The following is a 20,257-nucleotide window of genomic DNA, read 5'->3' as shown; positions in this document are numbered from 1 at the left end:
TGTTCTAATATTGTCTTTGTTAGTAGTCAATAGTTTAGAAGGGCTTTACACCTTCAAAACGGTATTCTATAATGTCTCATTGGCTGTGTCTGGTTTGATTGTCTGTGAGCGTCTATATAGATATACGAGGAAAGACAAGAAGCCAATTTAAACAAGATAGGTAGCATATGCTATCCTTTTTTTATGCTTTACGAAACAGTCCTTAAATCATTGACTGTGGTGTTGTTCGACTTTTGACACGCTGAAATAAGCATTTGCTCAACTCGATTTTCAAACGCTAAATTTTTACCAATTTCAAGCCAACGGAACTAGTAAAGGTAGTTATCCAAATATTTAGTGGCAACTCCTTGAAAACGCACCATTTTCTATGGGTGATTTCATTCCCTTTCATAGACTCACGAAAGAAGGTCTCGTCACTTTCAACGATACCTTGTAATTGATTAAAGCCCTGGCTTCCTAATGCATTCAAGATTTTATGTCTCCAGTAAAATGCCGTAGAGATATGGATTTGTAGGCGTTTAGCGATTTTAGGAAGTGTATAGCCTTCAACCATGAGTGCGATGTATTTACCCCTCTTCTCGGGGGAATATGAGCCTGAAAATGGTGTGTTTGTCATATCATTGAACGATTTACCACAGTCACTACAAAGATACCGTTGTCTTGAGCGATTTTTGCCATTACGTTTAACTGATCTACTTCCACAATGAACGCAACCCAAACCAGAAGAAAAACGTGCTTACACGCCTTCTCAACCATCTTGTATCAACCTTTGAACAGCATGGTCACAAAAGCAACAATCTATAAGAAAACAGCCTTGTTTTTAAAACCGAAGTGTATTACTTTAGTTTAACTTCTAGAAATGAAATGCTTGACCTAAAGCCGATAAATTGGTATGCTAGGCTTTGTGTAAAATATTCGCAGCAGTTATGTGTTCTGTTTTGTCCAGTCTATTCCTTTTTAAAGGTGCACCACGTAACCTCGAGGCTGCAGGGGCGAAGTTGCAAGATTATAGAATGGCAGATGGATTGAACATATCTGGTCTTATTTTACAACAAAATAAAACCAACAGAGGAGGAGTCTCTCATGGCTCGATATACAGGTCCATCTTGGAAATTGTCACGTCGTTTAGGTATCTCACTAACAGGCACTGGTAAAGAAATTGAAAAGCGTCCATACGCACCAGGACAACACGGTCCAAACCAACGTAAAAAACTTTCCGAATACGGAATGCAATTACAGGAAAAACAAAAACTACGCTTTATGTACGGAGTAAACGAACGTCAATTCCGCACACTATTCAACAAAGCTGGTAAAATGCAAGGTATTCACGGTGAGAACTTCATGGTTCTTCTTGAAACTCGCTTAGATAACGTTGTTTACCGCATGGGTCTTGCACGCACTCGTCGTGCAGCTCGTCAGCTAGTCAACCACGGTCACATCTTGGTAGACGGCAAGCGCGTTGACATCCCTTCATTCGCAGTGAAAACTGGTTCTGAAATCTCTCTTCGTGAGAAATCTCAAAACTTGACTGCTATCGAAGAAGCACTAGAAGTGAACAACTTCGTTCCAGATTTCGTAACTTTCGATAAAGAAACGAAAAAAGGTACATTCGTACGCCTTCCAGAGCGCGGCGAATTAGCTGCTGAAATCAACGAAGCATTGATCGTTGAATTCTACTCTCGTTAATAAGTTTGCATTGCAAACAGCGGTATTAAAAGCCTTAGAAACCTTGTTAAGTCAGGGTTTCGGGCTTTTTTATATCAACTATGCAAGTTTCCACATTAAAAAGTACACGCTCAAAAATGAGCAGATACTACGTTCCGAGTTTACGGACCGTACCAGATGCAAGGGTGAAAATCTTCACGGCTGTACTTTTCTTTTCAAATGTGAAAGAAATGAACATTCTCGAAAATGAGAAGCTTCACAAGACACTTCTCATTTTTGAGTAATAGCTATTAGACTTTTCCTGCTGACAGTTATTCAGAAGGGTCCAAACTGACCACAATGCCCCTGACGGCTTTCTACGCCTTTCATGTGAAATAAAAAAACGACCGTGCGGACGCTAAAAAAGATAGACTTTAGTAAAGAATACTGGTAATTGACAAGCCTTCTTTTAAATATTCATCCAAGGGCATTTTGCTTTGAACATGATCCGTTTCGCCTTCTTTTGTTGTCCAACCATTCCTACCCAAATATTCTAGTTGACTTTTTAATAGTTCAGTAGCCGATTGCTTTGCTTTTTCCTCTAAAGAAGTATCACGACCCAAATACATTATTGCTTGAATAAATTTAATATCTTCGAAACTTAATTCATCCATATAATCTGTCAATCGTTCTTCTGCTTTATTGTATGCATCCGATTGAATTACACTTTCTAAACCTTCTTGGTTTTGGTAAAGACTCCTGCGAATATACGATAATTCCATGACCTTCTTTATTTTATTAATTTTTTCTTCTGGAATAGTTATTCTCATGTTTTCTCATCCTCACTAATATTTTACACAAAAGAAGGTTATCCTTCTAATTAACCAAATCTTTTTACCTAACTCGAAGTATTCTAATATAAAATAAAATAGAGGAGCCGTAGCCCCTCTCTCATTCATACGAAATTATATTGTAGCTAACTCTTTCCAATTGGATGGCAAACCCATAAATTGTTTTACTTTATTGTAATAAGTTCGGTCTATATTTCCCTTTAATATATTTAGTTCACTATTTACATAGTCCACAAGGCTACAATATTCTTTTTTAGACATTAAAAATTTCAATGCTACCATTATGGAAAAGAAATTATTTCTCTTATAGTCGTTGAAATGGTCATGATACTCATTTTTCTTCAACTTTGTAATAAGAATAGAATCATAGATTCTTTCATTATGAGCACATTTATTTCTAACCTGTGCTAAAAAGTATAATAAAGTACTCAAGTGATTTTCTTGGATAGAATATTCTTTTGAAATTGTTTGCCTTACAGGGCTTTGTAGATTTGAATAAAACTTACTCAACTCTCCAATTGTTAACTCTAATTTCAAAACCCATGGCGGTATATTTTTATATTTTTCTATATAATGGACAAAAGCTGGGTTATTTCTATCTTTATTATTATTGCAGTTTTGCGCAATTTTATTATTTAATTTGGAAAATAATATGTAAATGTTTCTTTGCTTAGTTATACTTCCATATGTATCAAAGTTACTTGGTATTAAATAGTCTTGATCTCCATGAAAACACGCAAACACATAAAATATATGATTTTTAATCCTGTTTTCAATGTTTAGTATTTCTTTTAATATCCGAGTTCTAATCTCAAAATCAAAATCATCCATTTTTACAAAGTCGTTTATAGAAGCACCAGTATAATCCGGTATGCCACTTGAAATATTCTGTACAAATATTTTAGAGTAGCCATTGATTAAATAATAATAGCTGTATTTTTTAAAAGTTTTGTCACTTCTACAAATCTTTAATTTTCTACCAGCAAGAAGTTTCACTAAGGCTTTTCGCTTCTTAAAAGGTTTAGATATATGATTTTTCTTTGTCATAAACTCACCTCAATAGTATAAAAAACCGCAGCCCAATGAAGGTAACTGCGGTATACTCCGAATTTAGTATTGCTTTAAGTAAAATTTTTATACACCTGTTAAAGGATTAACAATATTGTATTACTTATATTACCGATTGTCAACAGTATTTCATAATAGTTTTCAATACCAAACAGGATGTAACTTTAATATCGGCCGCTTAAGAATACATAAAATTATTGGTAATATTAAAAATATACATTTCTCAAATAATAACCTGTACAGACTATTGAGTTCAAGGTCAATTTGCGAGATCTCCAAACTTTTGCTGACACTCCACAAGAACCTCCACAATAATTCTCTAAGCGCTCTAACATATTGCTGAACAGTTTCACACTACCATATGTACGGCTGCCGCTGACTAAGCATACTGTCGCGCCTTAATGTAATAACAAATATACGAACCATATTCTGGACAAGCCAATACAAATGAATTGTATTTTGTCGCTCTTACCATATTAGGGAATATTTTTTCTTTAACGCTGTAATAAATCCTACCATTTACATAGCAACTCTCTTTTTTATTTTTTAGGCATAGAAAAAGCACCCGTAATTGGGTGCTACATATTACTCTTCTACAACCGAGTAACCTTTAACAAGCTCATTTCTTACAGTTTCAAAATCACGATCATTTACCTCTGTGATTTTGCTATCATATTCATTTGAAGTTATTATGCCTTTAGCTTCAAGAACTTCCATTAATGCTCTAAATCGCAATATTTGCATAATTGATTCTTGCGCTATATTAATAAACACATTCTGTAGTTCCTCTTCGTCTCCCTCATTTATTTCACTTAGAGTGAGACTGAAGGTTACTTTAGTTTCTTCATCTAACATATCTGTATATGATGTCACGTTAGATGAAAGTGTCGCTTCAAACCTTTGTTCTAAACGAGGAATAGTAACCTGGTATTTACCTTCACTAAAGAAGCCCTTGTACAAATTATAATTACTTTTTCCTACCACCGAAAAAATAAACGCAGTTTCCATACGTTGTGTATCTTCTGATTTCCGCTGTTCGAATTCCTCTACTTCAAAATCAACATCATTAATAATCACTTTTTCCACTTATATCATCTCCAATTTACAATATTCGTCAAAGAAGTTGAATACCCTTTAATTTGTTACTTATTATGTATGGGTAGTTCAGTCGTTCGAACGTATGCCATCTTTTTTTGATGACAGAAATTAAGAAATAAAAAAGAGGCCAACCAATTTTGCAATCAAATTTGTCTTCTGGTTGGCCAGGTCGGACTTTACACTTCAATCTTCTTCATAATTTGTTCTTTTTTTGTTTTATAAAGGTGGTAATTATCGGATGGTTTTGCGATCTTATACGGACCTAGATAACTATAATCGTCGTCTTTTTTCATTAAATATCTTTCATCTTCATGTAATAGACTTAAAGAAAGAAGAGCAGATTTTAACAAAAACACATCATCTAAATATCTTGTAGGCACTTCAAGTTTGTCTAAATCCGCTAAAATACTTTTCGCGATAACACTAACATCTCGCGCTTCTTTTTCTTTTTCTTTGTCGTTATCACTTCCCGTGCTACTTTCTATAAGCTCATAATATGCTTCCATTTTATTAAATGTAGTCTTCTTCTCTTCAAAGAAATATCTAAATCCATCAATTTCTACTAGGTGAGCTGCTTTAATTGTTCTTTTAGAAACGCTGTAAGCGACAAGTGCTGCAATTCCAGCGCTCACCAATGTTCCAAAAACTGTACCAAATAAGGTTATCCACGCGTCCGGAGAAACGCATTTGATGAACCCATAGCATTTCTCTACTAATTCTATTCGTATCAAAAGTCTTCCCCTTATTCCCTCCGCAGCCGTCTGACTTTCCCTTGATGCGTTACACCCTTATACTCATCACGCTCCAATCTAAACAACAAATGACGCAGCACAATGCCGCAATCAAATATTGTCCTATGGACGGCCAGGGCGGGCTATTATTTTAAACGTATTCTAAATATCGACTTTCAATATTTGTCATTTTTTTACCCCTTGTAAATTTCATACAGGGCGTGCAAACCTTAAATTTCTTACCAGCAAAATCTATTCCTTCAACATATATCTGCGCCTCAAAACTTTCTTGTGAGAGCACTTTAACTTTAAGCGTATCTCCACGAAATCTTTCCTTAGTTTTTTCTATTTTACCGCTAATAATTTCGACATCCATCACTCCTTGATACTCAACCTGCAAGTTCTTGCTTGTTGAATATACTTTCTTTATCACAACGTAATTATCTTTTATGTTCTTCAACTGAAAAGTATAAGAACTACCAAAGTCAGTGATTTTATTAATTAAGAAAACTGGAATGTATTTCTCTTTTTCCCTTTTATAGTTGGTTAAGAAAGTAACTAAGGAAATTGCTGTTGCAATTAAAGCTATCGAAATAGAAAACCACTCCGTCAAAACTCCTCGCCCTCTTCCCTCCGCAATCTGCACACTCTTCCTCGAAACGTCAAAACCTTATATTCACCATGCTCTGGTAATTCTCTAAACATTGCTGTCCCGTCCGAAATTACCACAACATAGCTGAACGACAGTTCCATTATATCAACATTTAACCATCCCCGCCCATAAATCTACAAATTTTCCATATTCATTAGGAACCCTCCCATGTTTTATACTAATGATAGCCATAACAGGGAGAAATCTCTGTCTCTTTTTATTTGCTCAAATCTTCAATTCCCATACAACCCAAATTTTCGTTGCTCAATCTCGCCATTCATCTCCTGATCCAGCATTAGGATTGTCGGCTCATTTCTTGCACTGACCATTTGACTCCCTCCTTCCCCACTCTCTGTGTATACCGCAACTGCTTAAACATGTACGGATTATCATAGTTACCGTCATATGATAGCCAGCCCGCTATACCTTAGTGTAAGTATTGAACTACCAATAAGGGTAGTTGTTCTTGCAATTTATTAATTTCATAGATCAGATTCATAATTATTCCTTTCGTTCTACCAATTAGCCTGTAGAACGCATATAAAAACAAGTGAGGTTCTAACATATCAGAAAACAAAATGTCACTATGTGAAATATTGAAAGATCAAACATGACATATGTGAAATACCCTCCTACATTTCAAATGAAGCACCTGAAGATGAAGATGATGCTTGCACCATCTTTATTAATATTCCGCTAGCAGCTTCCTATCCATGTTCTATGTTTTCATCTGCTGATTTCCTTAGTATTAAATATCCTTTACAACTTTTCAATGATTGTTTCTTTATTTATGTCGCCGTATGGTCGCACAGCGAAAATAGTCAATACAATCAATGCACAGTACTTCCGATTGCAAATTATAAATTTCTGTTTTATACTTTACATTAAATTGTGGTTGCCACCGGAGTTGGTTCGATTCCAACACTCTCCTACCTTGCGGGCTTATTGCAAAGCAACTGGTTCCTCGGAAACATTTATTCTGGTTTTCTTGGAGCGTCAATTGCTTACCTTTTCCCTCTGTTTAATAAGAAAGGAATGGTGCTTATGAGCGCATTGTTTACTTTGTTGTCCCTGGTGGCTTATGGAGAGTTGGTGTAAAGGTAGCACGGGTTAACATAAAATACTCAGGGACAACTCCAATAAATATATTCATTGCCCAAATTAAGGCTTTTTTTGTTTCCTTGTAATTCATACATTAAATTCAAAGTCACTCCCGTTTACCTTTGATAAATCCAAATAAATACGCTGTAATAAAGTCATAACACCTGCCAGATCCACTTCTGTCATACACATACCACTATTTTAATTAATCAACGACACCATCCAAACTATTGCAGATAGATAAGGAAACACTCCTGAAATAGTTTTACTATTTTATGGCCACTCGTTTAAAGAGCTGCAAGTCGCTTCGGTGGAAGCATTCAAAATCGCTCTGAGATAAGCACTTTTGTAGTCGTTTGGGGGAGATTCTGGGGAAGGTTTCTAATTTAGCAGTCGTGGAGCCATTGATATCAAGAGGTTTTCATACTGTCCAAAATTACTCTCGTTAATAAAAAGGAAACCCCGTCAGCTGAGATATTTATCTCGGTTGGCGGGTTTTTTTGTGTCTTGAATTGTCAAATAAAGTGACTATATAACTTCGCTAGCAACACATGAATATGTTCGAAACATTCCATCAATATTCTTCTATCTTCAAGTAAAAAGAAGTCAGCTGTTTTGTAAAAGAGTAATTAAAGAGTATTCAGAGTTAAACACTCTTCACTCTTTTTAATACGACACCAGTGATTTTCGAGAAAAAACTTTAATCATGATACATCCTGTCTTTCCATTGGAAATATTGACACAAATTTCATAATTAGCCATTAATAATTAATGCTTTTGATGTATAATTAATAAGTCGGAATTAATTAATTATTTTTTATTGCTATTAATTCTCATAAAAATACTAATGAGGTGATAATGTGCTAGCAATTGCAGCAGTAGGTATGCTTATATTTATGTTTTCATTAATCTATCTAGCTTACCATTTACTAAAAAAGATAAAAGATAGAAACCGTACTTTATCAGGTAAGATCTTCTACCCTGCCTTAACTGGTGGGCTAATATTGTTCATTATCGGAGCTGTTTATACAGATTTACATGTTAGAGCTGATCTTGAAGAAGCTCAACAGAAAAATATTGATTTGAATGCGGAAAATGAAGAATTAAACTTGTTGTATACAGAACTCCAAAAAGAAAATAAAGAATTAGTGGCAGAAAGTACAAGTGCGAATGAAGAAATTGATAATTTAACTACAAAACTGGCCAGTTCAGAAAAAATAGCAAAAGATTTAAAAGAAAAGCAAATGACTCATGATACAAAAAGTAAGGAGTTTGAAAAGGAAATAACTGAGCTAAAGGCGAAAAACTCGAATTTGTCAGATGAAGTTAGTACTCTGAAAGATAAGGTTGCAAGCAGTAATTCACCGTCAGTCTCAAGTTTATCTAGTAACGAATCAGGATACTCTTCTAATAATTCTGTTTCAAATCCAGGCCAATCATATTATCAGAATTGCACAGCAGCAAAAGCTGCAGGAGCTGCACCTGTATATTCTGATGATCCTGGATATGGTCCCCACTTAGATCGTGATGGCGACGGCGTCGGGTGTGAATGATTTTCTTGAAGATGCAATAAAAACTATTCTCTACAATCCTATTCTCTTCTTTTAATCACTTAAATGGCTCTAACTTTTAGGGGTCACATCAGTCTCAGGTACCTTGTTATAGTTTATTTAGTACACAAGTAATTTTTTACGATGCAAGTTCTTTATATGCTTCCATCGTATCTCACAACGATTATACGATTTTCATAATCTCCTATTCATTTAAATATAATTGCCTAGGAGGTGTTTTTTTGGATGGTAATAAAAGGTTGGCAGTTGAACTTGCTAAGGCTTTAATCCAGAATAACCATGTAAAGCCGGTTTTCAATAAGAGATACGATAGCGATACAAATATCATTGTATACACCATTGAAGAAAACGAGTTTTCCTTTAACGATATCGTATTGCATTTTGAAGAGTGTCTAAAGAAATCTAAAGAATATCACTAGAGCCTTGAATGGCTCTTTTTCTTATGGAAATACCTCTTACTTTGTTGGTGCTTCTTTCGGCTTTGTATATTTTTTATTTAACAAATTCTTAGTATTCATTCTCATCCATCTCAACCTCAAATATGTCTTTAATCTTCTGAGAAGCCACACCACCATAATGAACATAACCCGTCTCCGACCAATAAACTGATCTAGTCATCGTCCCATCTACTAGTTCAATTCCAAAAAACACACACTTTCCTTCAGTCGCACGCCTATCTGGTTCATAGGGCATTACTAGCAACTCTTCAACCAGCTGCTCCGCATGCTCATCCGTAAACTCTCCAACGAACGATAAATCTTGCTCACTTTGTAAAATAACCCGCTGTACTTTTCCTTTAATATCTAAAAAATCTCCAACCGTTTCAGCCTTATCAGATTCAGTTACTTCGTATACCTTCCCGTCTGCTATAATTCGAAATGCCGGATCATATCCTTTCATCGCAAATAACTTTGTGCCTTTTTGCAAATAAGCTGCATCTCCATTTTTCGTTTGATGATTCGTTCCCGCATGGCCATCCAATATATACTTTACTTCTCCTATTTCTCCAGCAGTTTCCCAGTCCTTTTTAAGCTCGTTTATTTCATAGTTCGCCTCATACGTTGTATCATTCCATTTCACAAAATCTACCCAGTCAATAATCGTGTTCTGCGGGGATGGGTTGAAAGAGCAAGCTGTCAGCAATAATAAAATGGGAAGTAATAGCGTTCGTTTTCTCATAATTTTCCACTCCTTTTGAACGTAGACGTAGATTTTGGTTTTATGTTACAAATGATTAGCACGTTGGCTTTGCTCTCTATATAGAGCTGAGAAGCAAAAAGGATACTACGTACGAAAACTTTTCTCAGCAAATAATGACCAACGAAATATTCGTCGTCGAGATGCTTCTCGACACTATCTTTATTCTTTTATTCTTTAATTCTTTAATTTCTTAAGTTCTTTGGTTATAGGCCGTCCCAATATAATATGGTGTGTCGTTTCATTTTGGTACGCTCCTTCGTTTCAATGTGATACGTCCGTTGTACCACTTAGAAACATGCAATCAACTATATTTTAATGTTTTTATTATAAAATATGAGGAAGCAAGAATTCATTATGATAAGTAAATAAATCAAATAAAAAGAGCGCCCCTCGAAAGGACACTCTGAATGACTATTTATGCTCTATCTTCCGTAACTGAAACATATTGTACGTCTCTATAAAAGAAACAATATAACGTTCCTTTACTATCCGTAAAAACAATATCATTGCTTCGGGAATTTGTTGCGATCCCTAATGCCTCTTCTTGATCTGCCGCTTCAACTGTTCGTAAAATGCTTTCAGCGCCTGCAAAGTGGTAATGTACTCTGTACTTTTTCAAACTTCTCACTTCCCTCTAACTACAGTATTCGACATAAAGAATGAAAATCCTTTTATGTCTAGTATTTTTAAACGTTCAGGATTGATATCACTTACATGATTATTTTAGAAATACGCAAGTTGAGAATGTATGTTCTATACAAATGATTGAAAACATGATATGATAGACATCAAACATAAAGTAAGCAAATTTAAGTTAAACATCTATTGAAAAACACATACAAAAAAAATTTAGGAGGTATTATATGACAGATCGAGAACTTCTTGAACTTATGGTGGATAAAATGACAAACATGGAACAGGATTTCACTGTCTTTAAAAAAGATATTAAAGTTGAATTTTCTTCTCTAAAGTCCGATGTTGCTTCACTCAAAACGGATGTCTCGTCGCTCAAGACAGATGTTGCTGCACTCAAGACGGATGTTGCTGCACTCAAGACGGATGTTGCTTCTATTAAGGAAGAACAAAGATTTATGAAACAGGCTATCTTTGAACTTGATGCACGCTCCATTTCCACAGATGAGAAAATTGATGCTTTAACCAAGCATGTCTCACGGAATACAGAAAAATTAGATGAATTGCACACGACTCAACGCCTTGTAAATGATCACGATACAGACATTCGCATCATTAAAAAGATGTTGATTCAATAATCACATAATCAGGTAGCGTGCCTATGGGTTAATCAGTTCTAGCTGTTTTAACGCATAGGTACTTTTACTATAATTCGTTAGTCATTCATATCCCTCCCCCTCTACCAAGAGAATTATTATTTCCAACGCAAAAAGACACCTCCAAAGAGATGCCTTTTCATCAACTATTAATTGCGTAACTTATCATAAATCCGATCCATGATACTAACTAAAAAACCTTCATGCTTATTTAAAGCGGCTGAAGCCGCTTCGACGATATTTTCAGATCGCATCGCCGTCGCTTGTTTATTCGCTACGTTCCATAGTTTGAACGCTTCGACCAATTCTTGATGCTCACTGGCGAAAATGTCGGGTGGTGTTTCTTCTTTAATGGTTGTCGCCACACTAGTAAATCGCTTAGCGGCCTCTTTGACACCTTCTGGACTTTTTTCTTCAACTGCATCGATCATTTCATTAATCGCGTCGCCTATTAACCCTAATGTCATAGCGTACAGCATATACTCTTTTTTCAATTCCCTGTCTCCCAGTTAAACAAACTTCACCATACTATACTTCTTTTTCCCACGTCTCACAATGGTGAATGCGTCTTCTAAACGTTGCTCTGCTCCTACTGTGAATGCTGTATCTGTAATACGCTCTCCGTTGAAAGAAATTGCGCCGTTCGTCACGTCTTCACGTGCTTGGCGTTTGGATGGAGATACACCTGCTTGCACAATGAAATCGACGATGTTTTGATCGACTTTTTCCATTTCGACAGTCGGTACGTCTTTAAACGCATCTTTCATTTCAGTAGCCGTCAATGCTTTTAAGTCTCCACTAAATAGCGCTGCTGAAATACGTAGCGCTTGATCCAGTGAGTCCTGACCGTGAACAAGACGCGTCATTTCTTCCGCTAACGTCTTCTGCGCTTTACGTAAATGCGGCTCTTCTTGTACGGATACTTCAAGTGTTTCGATTTCTTCACGGCTTAGGAATGTGAAGATTTTCAAGTATTTCACAACGTCTGCGTCAGCTGCGTTGATCCAGAATTGGTAGAACTCGTATGGGGATGTTTTCTTTGCATCGAGCCATACCGCGCCGCCAGCAGATTTACCGAATTTCGTGCCATCTGCTTTTGTTACTAATGGAATGGTAAATCCGTATGCTTGTACTTCTTCTTCATGCATTTTGCGGATGACTTCTAGACCTGTCGTGATATTTCCCCACTGATCTGATCCACCGATTTGCACGCGGCAATTATGGTGATCGAATAAGTGATTGAAATCCGCACCTTGCATCAACATGTACGAGAATTCCGTGAAGGAAATTCCTTGATCTAAACGGGATGCCACATTATCTTTTGCTAGCATGTAATTGACGCTTAGCAATTTACCGTAGTCACGTAAGAATTCGATCAATGACATGGAACCGATCCAGTCATTATTGTTTACAAGTTTCGCACCATTTTCTGTTTGGAAATCAAAAATCATTTCTAATTGTTTTTTGATTCCGCGAACATTCGCGTCTACTTGTTCTGTCGTCTGTAATTGGCGTTCTTCAGAGCGTCCAGATGGATCTCCAATCATCCCTGTCGCGCCACCGATTAATAGAATCGGCTGGTGTCCGTGTAACTGGAAGCGACGCAATGTCAGCAACGGTACGATATGACCGATGTGCATACTATCTGCTGTTGGGTCTACCCCGCAGTATAGTGAAATCTTTTCGTCTGTTAGCAGCTTCTCAAGACCTTCTTCATTCGTCTGTTGGTATAGCAAGCCTCTCCAACGTAAATCATCCATTAATTCATTCGACATGTTTATTTCCCCCTATTTTCAACATAAAAAGTCCCCACACGATCACTAAATGATCATGCAGGGACGTTAGTTGAGTAATTATAACGCGGTACCACCCGGCTTGAGAGTAAATACTCTCCGGCTTTGAGGCGCTCGTAACGTTGCGCAAAACGTACACTCCAAAACTGTAATTCATGTATAGTGCACCGAACAGCTTCCACCAACCGCTGTCTCTCTAGAACGGAACTCACTATCATTACTTCGGTTTTTTCGACATGTAATTTCGTATGAGTTCAATTTTACCCAACTTCCAATGAAAGTCAACAATTATTGCATATTTTCTCCTGAATCTGTGATATAATGAGTAAGATTTTTGGGGGGAGAAAACTTTGAATAACGAAAAGAATAATAGAATTAAGCAACTCGAAGATAAGTTTGAACAAGCGAAAAAAGAGCCTTGGGCTAGAAAACTTCGCATCGGAACTGGCGTACTTTGGAACTTGTTTATATTACTCATTATCTTCGCCGTCATTGGGGCGGTATTTGCGGGTTCAGTGGGTGCAGGATATTTCGCTTCTCTCGTTGCGGAAGAACCTCTGCGTTCTAAGGAAGAACTTCGTGATCAGGTGTTTAATTATGAAGAGACATCTGAAATGTACTTTGCAGACAATATTTATCTAGGCAAGATCAACTCGGATATCGAACGCCGACAAATTACGCTAGATCAAGTTTCACAGTATGCACTGGACGCTGTACTGGCTACTGAGGATGAATACTTTGAAGAACACAATGGTATCGTGCCAAAAGCGATATTCCGTGGTGTATTCCAAGATGTGACGAACTCAGACAGTCAAACAGGTGGATCGACACTTACTCAGCAGTTAGTGAAAAACCAGATCTTGACGAACGAAGTTTCTTATGAGCGTAAAGCTAAAGAAATTTTGCTAGCTATGCGCTTGGAACACTTCATGACGAAAGATGAGATTCTCGAAGCCTATTTGAACATCATTCCGTATGGTCGGGATGTGTCGGGACAGAATATCGCCGGTATCGAAACAGCCGCACGCGGAATCTTCGGCATTAAAGCTGCTGATTTAAGTTTACCGCAAGCTGCGTATATTGCAGGTATTCCACAAGCGCCTTATACGTACACACCGTTCTACAGTAAAAATCAAGGAATTAAAGAACGGGAAAAACTTATGTACGGTGTCAACCGAATGAAAACGGTATTGTTCAGAATGCGTGATGCAGGGTATATTACGGATGCAGAATGGAAGGAAGCAAAAGCTTATGATGTAACTAAAGACTTTAGACAACCTTCACGTCGTGCAACCGAACGTTATCCGTATGTCACGCAAGAAATTCAAAATCGCACGATCGAAATTTTAGCTGAAGTTTTAGCTGAAAAAGATGGTATCGACACAGACCGTTTTGAAGGAGATTCCAAGATCAAGGAAAAATACGAAATCATGGCAGACCGTTCCATGCGAACAGACGGCTATCGTATTTACTCGACTATCAACAAAGAGCTGTATGACAAAATGAATGAAGTGGCTGACAGCTTCCGGTACTACGGTTATACGTATACGACTGAAACAATGGATGAAGAATCTGGCAAAATGATTACTAAACAAAACCCTGTTCAAGTCGGTGCATCGATGATCGAAAACCATACCGGGAAAGTACTTTCATTCGTTGGTGGCCGTGATTACGAACTTGAAGCATTGAATCACTCTACTCAAGCTTACCGACAAAACGGTTCTTCCATGAAACCATTACTGGTTTATGCACCTGCCATTGAATATGGTGTAATTGGTGCGGGAAGTCCACTAGTGGATGTGAAGTTTAGAAAAGGCAGTTACGCTCCCGGAAACTACTTTGACCGTGAGCTCGGTGTATTGCCGGCCCGCGAATCACTGGCACGTTCACAAAACTTATCTACTATTCGTCTATATGACCAGATAATAGATCGAAACCCTATTGATTTCCTTAAGAAAATGAAATTTAAAAATGCTACGGATCAGGCAGGCAGCGGTCTTTCTGCATCCTTAGGTACGATGGATGTCACTGTAGAGGAAAACACAAATGCTTTCGCTACATTTGCCAATGGCGGTCAATTCATCGAATCGTATATGATCGAACGAATTGAAGATATGAAAGGTAATATAGTATTTGAACACAAAGCAGAACCAGTGGAAGTGTTTAGTCCCGAAACTTCTTATATCATCACCGATATGATGCGTGATGTATTAAAAGGATATGGTACGGCTGCAAGATTGCCTGGCTTGATGAATTTCCGTCCGGATTTAGCTGCTAAGACGGGAACATCGCAGAATTACGGAGACGCTTGGTTAGTCGGCTATAACCCGAACGTATCATTGGGTGTCTGGATGGGCTATAAAAACAGGAATACACCGTTATATCATGGCTACAACAGTGGTCAAATGCATCCATCAGAACGGACAGCACGATTGTACGGACAATTGATGAATACAGCCAACGCTGTAATACCTGACACCATTAAAGCGAGAGATACTTTTAAACGCCCTAATGGCGTCGTCACACGTTCATTCTGTGGCATTTCAGGTCTCGCTCCTTCTGCCGCTTGTTCAGCAGCAGGACTCGTTCGATCGGATTTATTTAATTCGAAAAAGATGGTACCTACGAAAGCGGATGACAGTATTGTTTCATCAGCAGCCGTTCGAGTGAATGGTAAACTGTATCAGGCGTTAGCTTCTACTCCTCGTGAATTTGTCACGTCTGGTGGAGTTGGCGTAACTTCTGAATACGGCAAGCGGATGCTTGGACGCTTAGGCGGAAATCCTTCTAAACTACTTGCAGGTCGTGGCAGTTATTCAAGCGGTGTCGCAGGCGGCACATTCCCTGCAGACAATGTACCACCTACAGCCGTATCGGCAGCACAAAATGGTTCAGTTCTTACATGGACTAGTTCCGCTTCAAATGATGTCGTCGGGTATTACATCTATCAAAACGGTACCAGAATCGGTACGGTTCATGACGGAGCTTCTAGATCGTTTAAAGTCGGATATGGTTCATACAGTGTGCGCGCAGTGGATATTACCGGACAACTTTCGGGGCCTTCGAACACCGTAACCAATGCCGCACCTACACCAAAAGCGGAACCAAAACCAAATACGGACTCTGGAACAAAACCAGGTACGACAACTCCAGAAACAAAGCCTGACGCAAAACCGGATACAAATTCCGAATCGAAGCCGGAAACTAAACCGGAAAGTACACCAGAATCTACACCAGAAACAACACCTGAAGCTACACCGGAACCAAAGCCGGATGCAGCTCCAGCAGCAAAAGAATAATTAAAGAACCGGATGACAATGCTAGACTGTCATCCGGTTTTATTTTGTCTCTCCAGGATTTTACTAACGTGATGGAGAAACTTCTCCTCCCTCTTCTTCATTCCAATCACACGATTTTTACTATCCACCTATAAATTCCAACAATTCAGTGATTTAATGATAATAATATACTTTTCCCCAATATAAATTGTATACTTAACACAGAGTAGCACGTACTGAACGTACATCGAGCTTTTGAACGTACAAAGAGTAGAAATATTAGGAAGAGGTGAACTGTGTGGAACATAGAAAGACCTACTTTTCCAGATCATTTCCACATGACGAGGGTGAACTGGTCATTGAAGGGCCTGTTTCATCAGAGCGACTGGCATCGTTTGAATTTCACGAAGGACTGAAAGCATTCCGTCCATCTAAACAACAACAACAAGCCTTAGTGAAAATCGCCGCGTTTCCTGAAGGTCGGATCAATGTAGCGAGAATCGATAATATGATTGTTGGGTATGTTACGTTTCTCTATCCCGATCCACTCGAACGCTGGTATGAAGCAGACTTGGCCAATTTAATAGAACTAGGCGCCGTCGAAGTAGTTGCAGCTTATCGCGGCGCCCGTATCGGGAAATCCTTACTGGAATTATCGATGTTGGATGATGCGATGGAAGATTATATTATTATTACGACTGAATATTATTGGCACTGGGATCTAAAAGGAACTGGGTTGACCGTATGGGATTATCGCAAAATGATGGAGAAAATGATGCGGGCAGGTGGCTTGGAATTCTTCTCTACTGATGATCCCGAAATTTGCTCGCACCCCGCCAATGCATTAATGGCAAGGATTGGAAAACGAGTCGATCAAGAATCCATCGAACGCTTTGATCGAGTGCGTTTCAAAAACCGTGTTAATTACTGAAAGTGAGGAATGATCATGCTAATACAAGACATTATGAAAACAGACGTGATTACGCTTAATTCTACACACACCATTGCAGATGCAGTTCAACTGATGAAGGAAAAACGAATCCGCCACATCCCCATCGTAAAAGACGGGCAGATAGAAGGTCTAGTTACAGACCGTGACGTCAAAGAGGCTTCTCCTTCAAGCATTTCGGAGAGATTGGAACCTTCACTTTATGAAACGACACTTGACAAAATTATGAAAACCGATTTACTGATCGGACATCCGCGAGACTTTGCGGAGGAAGCTGCGTTAATGTTTTATACGTATGAAATTGGGTGTTTGCCCATCGTTTCTAATTATCAACTAGTCGGAATTCTAACTAAAACTGATTTACTGTATAACTATATTGAATTAACAGGTGCCAATCAGCCAAGTTCACATATCCAAATTCGCGTTCCAAACACACCGGGTATTCTATATGAAGCATCTAAAGTATTTCACGACCATAATACAAACGTCCTGAGTGTCCTTGTCTATCCTTATCAAGATAATGAGGAGTACAAAATTTTAGCTATTCGCATTAAGCGAATGAACCCTCTTCCGATTATCGAAGGTTTAAAAAAGCAAGGATTCGAAGTTCTTTGGCCGAGCGAACCGGAGATGGGCTTATGAAAAAACAAGCGAGTTTTATCTTTTCTCCCGACCAACTGAACTACGAATTTTCGGATACCCACCCTTTTAATCAAAAGCGAATCATTTTGACAAAAGATTTACTAGATGAAATGAACACGATCGAGCCAGATGAAATTGTCATTCCACGCACAGCCACAGATGAAGAATTGCTTCTGGCTCATGATGCAAAGTATATCGAAATCGTAAAAAAAGCGAGTATAGGTGAGGTCAGCGAAAATATCGGGAGTATTTACGGTATCGGTACGGAAGATACACCCTTCTTCACCGGCATGCATGAAGCGAGTGCATTGCTCGTAGGCGGTACACTAACCGCGATTGAAGAAGTAATGGAAGGTCGTTCAAGATATGCGCTGAACCTCGGCGGTGGCTTGCATCACGGCTTCCAAGGGAAAGCTTCTGGCTTCTGTATTTATAACGATAGTTCAGTAGCTATCAAATACTTACAGCAAAAATATGGAGCTCGCGTATTATATGTGGATACTGACGCTCACCACGGCGACGGAGTGCAATGGACGTTTTACGATGACCCGAATGTTTGTACATTCTCTATCCACGAAACAGGTCGCTACTTGTTTCCTGGGACAGGCAATGTGACAGAACGAGGAAACGGAGCAGGTTACGGCACTTCATTCAACTTCCCTGTCGACGCATTTACAGAAGATGAATCGTTCCTACATATTTATAAGACGGCCTTGCGGGAAGTAGCGGAACACTTTAAGCCCGACGTCATTCTTACCCAAAACGGAGCAGATGCACACTACTTCGATCCACTCACGCATCTGTATGGCACCATGAAGATTTACGAAGAAATTCCGAAACTAGCAAAAGAAATCGCAGAAGAATTCTGTGATGGGAAATGGATTGCAATAGGCGGTGGCGGATACGACATCTGGCGTGTAGTGCCACGGGCATGGTCGTACTTATGGCTTACTATGAAAGGCATCGCTACACCAACAGGGAGACTTCCAGAAGCTTGGCTAAATAAATGGCAACCTCAATCACCTGTTTCCCTTATCGAGACGTGGGAAGACCCTGAAGACTTATATGAACCCGTTCCTCGTAAAAGTGACATCAACGAAAAAAATGAGCAAATGCTAACGAGAGCTTTGCACGTCATTCGAAAATCATAATAAAAAGCAACTTATCGCTAAGATAAGTTGCTTTTCGTGTTTATATTTTTTAAAAATAAGGTCTTAGTGTTTTAGATTCAAAACACCCATTCATCTTCGTGACAGACAGTGAATGCCGTTTACTTCTTAACCGACTGCCGCTCTTCCAAATAATAAGGCAGAACCACTTCGGTCTCTTCTACTTCTTCCTTATTCATCAACTTTGTCAACAAACGCATCGATACGGCACCCAAGTCATACAAAGGTACTACAATCGCAGTCAACTGCGGACGAACAATACGCGCAAGAATAGAGTGTTGGAAACAAATAATCTCCACATCCTCAGGAATTCTAAGATTCTCATCACGCACACCATTCATAATACCGATTGCGACTTCGTCACTGCTCGTCATGACAGCCGTTGGAGGATTAGACAGCTTACCGAGCACATTCCAGCTCTCATAAGCGTCATCATACGTATTGTCGGTTTCCACGATCAATGACTCGTCAATCGTCATCCCCGCTTCTTCCAACGCACGAATATACCCAACACGCTTGCACAGTCGATTAATGTCCCGCGTAAATGGTCCTGAAACAAACGCAATACGCTGGTGGCCATTGTCGATTAGCTTCTTTGTTACATCATATGCCGCTTGTTCATGATCAATATTGACAGATGGTAAATTGGTTTCAAAATCCAATGTCCCTGCCAAGACGATTGGAACGTTCGCTGTTTTCATTTCTTTCCGTACTTCAGGTGAAATAGAATCACTCATGAAGATCAATCCATCTACTTGCTTGCCTAAATGATCTTCAAACAACTCCACTTCCCGAGAGGTACTCTTGTCCGAATTGGATATGATGATATTGTATTCATACATCGTGGCAACGTCTGCAATCCCTCTAGATAACTCGGCGTAGTAACTCTTGGACATATCGGGGACAATTACTCCAATCGTTGTAGTACGCTTGCTGGCAAGTCCACGAGCGACGGCGTTTGGCCGGTATCCCAATCGTTCAATACAGTCCAATACTTTTTTGCGAGTCGCCGGCTTCACGTTTTGATTGCCGTTCACTACACGTGAAACCGTTGCCATCGATACGTTTGCTTCTCTCGCTACATCGTAAATAGTGATAGCCATTTTTGCTCCTCCTGTCTTTATACTTTATTAGTATACCGTGTTCTGCTGGATTTTTGTGTTTTTCTGTGAAGAAACCTGTCATTCTATACAGAAAAACACCGACCTTTACTAATAAAGG

General features: G+C 38.6%; 19 protein-coding genes and 1 pseudogene. 8 read left to right on the top strand and 12 right to left on the bottom strand.

What is annotated here, in order from left to right; all coding sequences use genetic code 11:
• Positions 1 to 361: 361 nt before the first annotated feature.
• Positions 362 to 733, bottom strand: a pseudogene (locus CSV73_RS14325) (transposase); the annotation flags it as partial.
• 350 nt (positions 734 to 1,083) lie between these two features.
• On the opposite strand from CSV73_RS14325, the gene rpsD reads away from it, so the two are divergent.
• Positions 1,084 to 1,686, top strand: a complete 603-nt coding sequence (gene rpsD, locus CSV73_RS14320; protein WP_085131238.1) for a 30S ribosomal protein S4 — start codon at positions 1,084 to 1,086, stop codon at positions 1,684 to 1,686.
• A gap of 392 nt (positions 1,687 to 2,078) precedes the next feature.
• Here the strand turns inward: rpsD and CSV73_RS14315 are convergent, their stop codons facing one another.
• From CSV73_RS14315 to CSV73_RS16545, 6 genes are all read right to left on the bottom strand, one after another.
• A complete protein-coding gene (locus CSV73_RS14315; protein WP_099627924.1) occupies positions 2,079 to 2,474 on the bottom strand; it encodes a DUF3775 domain-containing protein in 396 nt (131 codons plus the stop codon).
• 135 nt (positions 2,475 to 2,609) lie between these two features.
• Complete coding sequence (locus tag CSV73_RS14310) at positions 2,610 to 3,542, bottom strand: Abi family protein (protein ID WP_099627923.1); 933 nt, start codon at positions 3,540 to 3,542, stop codon at positions 2,610 to 2,612.
• Positions 3,543 to 4,148: 606 nt separating this feature from the next.
• Entirely contained in the window at positions 4,149 to 4,649 is a 501-nt protein-coding gene (locus CSV73_RS14305) for a hypothetical protein (protein WP_099627922.1), read from the bottom strand.
• A 188-nt stretch (positions 4,650 to 4,837) separates the two neighbouring features.
• A complete protein-coding gene (locus CSV73_RS14300) occupies positions 4,838 to 5,392 on the bottom strand; it encodes a hypothetical protein (RefSeq protein WP_099627921.1) in 555 nt (184 codons plus the stop codon).
• A 151-nt stretch (positions 5,393 to 5,543) separates the two neighbouring features.
• Positions 5,544 to 6,038 carry a hypothetical protein gene (locus tag CSV73_RS14295; protein ID WP_199093162.1) on the bottom strand — a complete coding sequence of 165 codons (495 nt, stop codon included), beginning with the start codon at positions 6,036 to 6,038 and terminating at the stop codon, positions 5,544 to 5,546.
• Positions 6,002 to 6,097 (bottom strand): XtrA/YqaO family protein, encoded by a 96-nt coding sequence (locus CSV73_RS16545; RefSeq protein WP_233202909.1) that lies wholly within the window; start codon positions 6,095 to 6,097, stop codon positions 6,002 to 6,004. Before CSV73_RS16545 ends, CSV73_RS14295 begins: the two co-directional genes overlap by 37 nt.
• Before the next feature lie 1,908 nt (positions 6,098 to 8,005).
• Here CSV73_RS16545 and CSV73_RS16625 point away from each other — a divergent pair.
• Both CSV73_RS16625 and CSV73_RS14285 read left to right on the top strand, forming a co-directional pair.
• Positions 8,006 to 8,698 (top strand): excalibur calcium-binding domain-containing protein, encoded by a 693-nt coding sequence (locus tag CSV73_RS16625; protein WP_199093150.1) that lies wholly within the window; start codon positions 8,006 to 8,008, stop codon positions 8,696 to 8,698.
• Between the two features lie 239 nt (positions 8,699 to 8,937).
• The gene (locus tag CSV73_RS14285) at positions 8,938 to 9,135 is read left to right on the top strand and encodes a hypothetical protein (RefSeq protein WP_085131245.1); all 198 of its coding nucleotides are present in this window, start codon (positions 8,938 to 8,940) and stop codon (positions 9,133 to 9,135) included.
• An 88-nt stretch (positions 9,136 to 9,223) separates the two neighbouring features.
• Here CSV73_RS14285 and CSV73_RS14280 read toward each other — a convergent pair whose 3' ends face one another.
• A complete protein-coding gene (locus tag CSV73_RS14280) occupies positions 9,224 to 9,895 on the bottom strand; it encodes a hypothetical protein (RefSeq protein WP_099627919.1) in 672 nt (223 codons plus the stop codon).
• A 436-nt stretch (positions 9,896 to 10,331) separates the two neighbouring features.
• Positions 10,332 to 10,535: a hypothetical protein gene (locus CSV73_RS14275; protein ID WP_099627918.1), complete on the bottom strand. Its 204-nt coding sequence runs from the start codon at positions 10,533 to 10,535 to the stop codon at positions 10,332 to 10,334.
• A 244-nt stretch (positions 10,536 to 10,779) separates the two neighbouring features.
• Between CSV73_RS14275 and CSV73_RS14270 the strand changes: the two genes are divergently transcribed.
• The gene (locus CSV73_RS14270; protein WP_099627917.1) at positions 10,780 to 11,187 is read left to right on the top strand and encodes a hypothetical protein; all 408 of its coding nucleotides are present in this window, start codon (positions 10,780 to 10,782) and stop codon (positions 11,185 to 11,187) included.
• A gap of 167 nt (positions 11,188 to 11,354) precedes the next feature.
• On the opposite strand, the gene CSV73_RS14265 is transcribed toward CSV73_RS14270, so the two are convergent.
• Positions 11,355 to 11,699 (bottom strand): hypothetical protein, encoded by a 345-nt coding sequence (locus CSV73_RS14265; RefSeq protein ID WP_099627916.1) that lies wholly within the window; start codon positions 11,697 to 11,699, stop codon positions 11,355 to 11,357.
• A gap of 15 nt (positions 11,700 to 11,714) precedes the next feature.
• The gene (gene tyrS / locus CSV73_RS14260) at positions 11,715 to 12,980 is read right to left on the bottom strand and encodes a tyrosine--tRNA ligase (protein WP_099627915.1); all 1,266 of its coding nucleotides are present in this window, start codon (positions 12,978 to 12,980) and stop codon (positions 11,715 to 11,717) included.
• Between the two features lie 368 nt (positions 12,981 to 13,348).
• On the opposite strand from tyrS, the gene CSV73_RS14255 reads away from it, so the two are divergent.
• The 4 genes from CSV73_RS14255 (at position 13,349) to CSV73_RS14240 (ending at position 19,018) form a co-directional block, all read left to right on the top strand.
• Positions 13,349 to 16,297 (top strand): transglycosylase domain-containing protein, encoded by a 2,949-nt coding sequence (locus tag CSV73_RS14255; RefSeq protein ID WP_099627914.1) that lies wholly within the window; start codon positions 13,349 to 13,351, stop codon positions 16,295 to 16,297.
• Between the two features lie 277 nt (positions 16,298 to 16,574).
• The gene (locus tag CSV73_RS14250; protein ID WP_099627913.1) at positions 16,575 to 17,207 is read left to right on the top strand and encodes a GNAT family N-acetyltransferase; all 633 of its coding nucleotides are present in this window, start codon (positions 16,575 to 16,577) and stop codon (positions 17,205 to 17,207) included.
• Between the two features lie 15 nt (positions 17,208 to 17,222).
• Entirely contained in the window at positions 17,223 to 17,867 is a 645-nt protein-coding gene (locus tag CSV73_RS14245) for an acetoin utilization AcuB family protein (protein ID WP_085131253.1), read from the top strand.
• Complete coding sequence (locus CSV73_RS14240; protein WP_099627912.1) at positions 17,864 to 19,018, top strand: acetoin utilization protein AcuC; 1,155 nt, start codon at positions 17,864 to 17,866, stop codon at positions 19,016 to 19,018. The genes CSV73_RS14245 and CSV73_RS14240 overlap by 4 nt, the downstream gene beginning before the upstream one ends.
• 119 nt (positions 19,019 to 19,137) lie before the next feature.
• Here CSV73_RS14240 and ccpA read toward each other — a convergent pair whose 3' ends face one another.
• The gene (ccpA, locus tag CSV73_RS14235; protein WP_085131254.1) at positions 19,138 to 20,139 is read right to left on the bottom strand and encodes a catabolite control protein A; all 1,002 of its coding nucleotides are present in this window, start codon (positions 20,137 to 20,139) and stop codon (positions 19,138 to 19,140) included.
• Between the last annotated feature and the right edge of the window lie 118 nt (positions 20,140 to 20,257).

Source organism: Sporosarcina sp. P1, from assembly GCF_002743155.1.
Classification (GTDB): Bacteria; Bacillota; Bacilli; order Bacillales_A; family Planococcaceae; genus Sporosarcina; species Sporosarcina ureae_B.
This window is presented reverse-complemented; position numbering and strand designations above follow the sequence as displayed.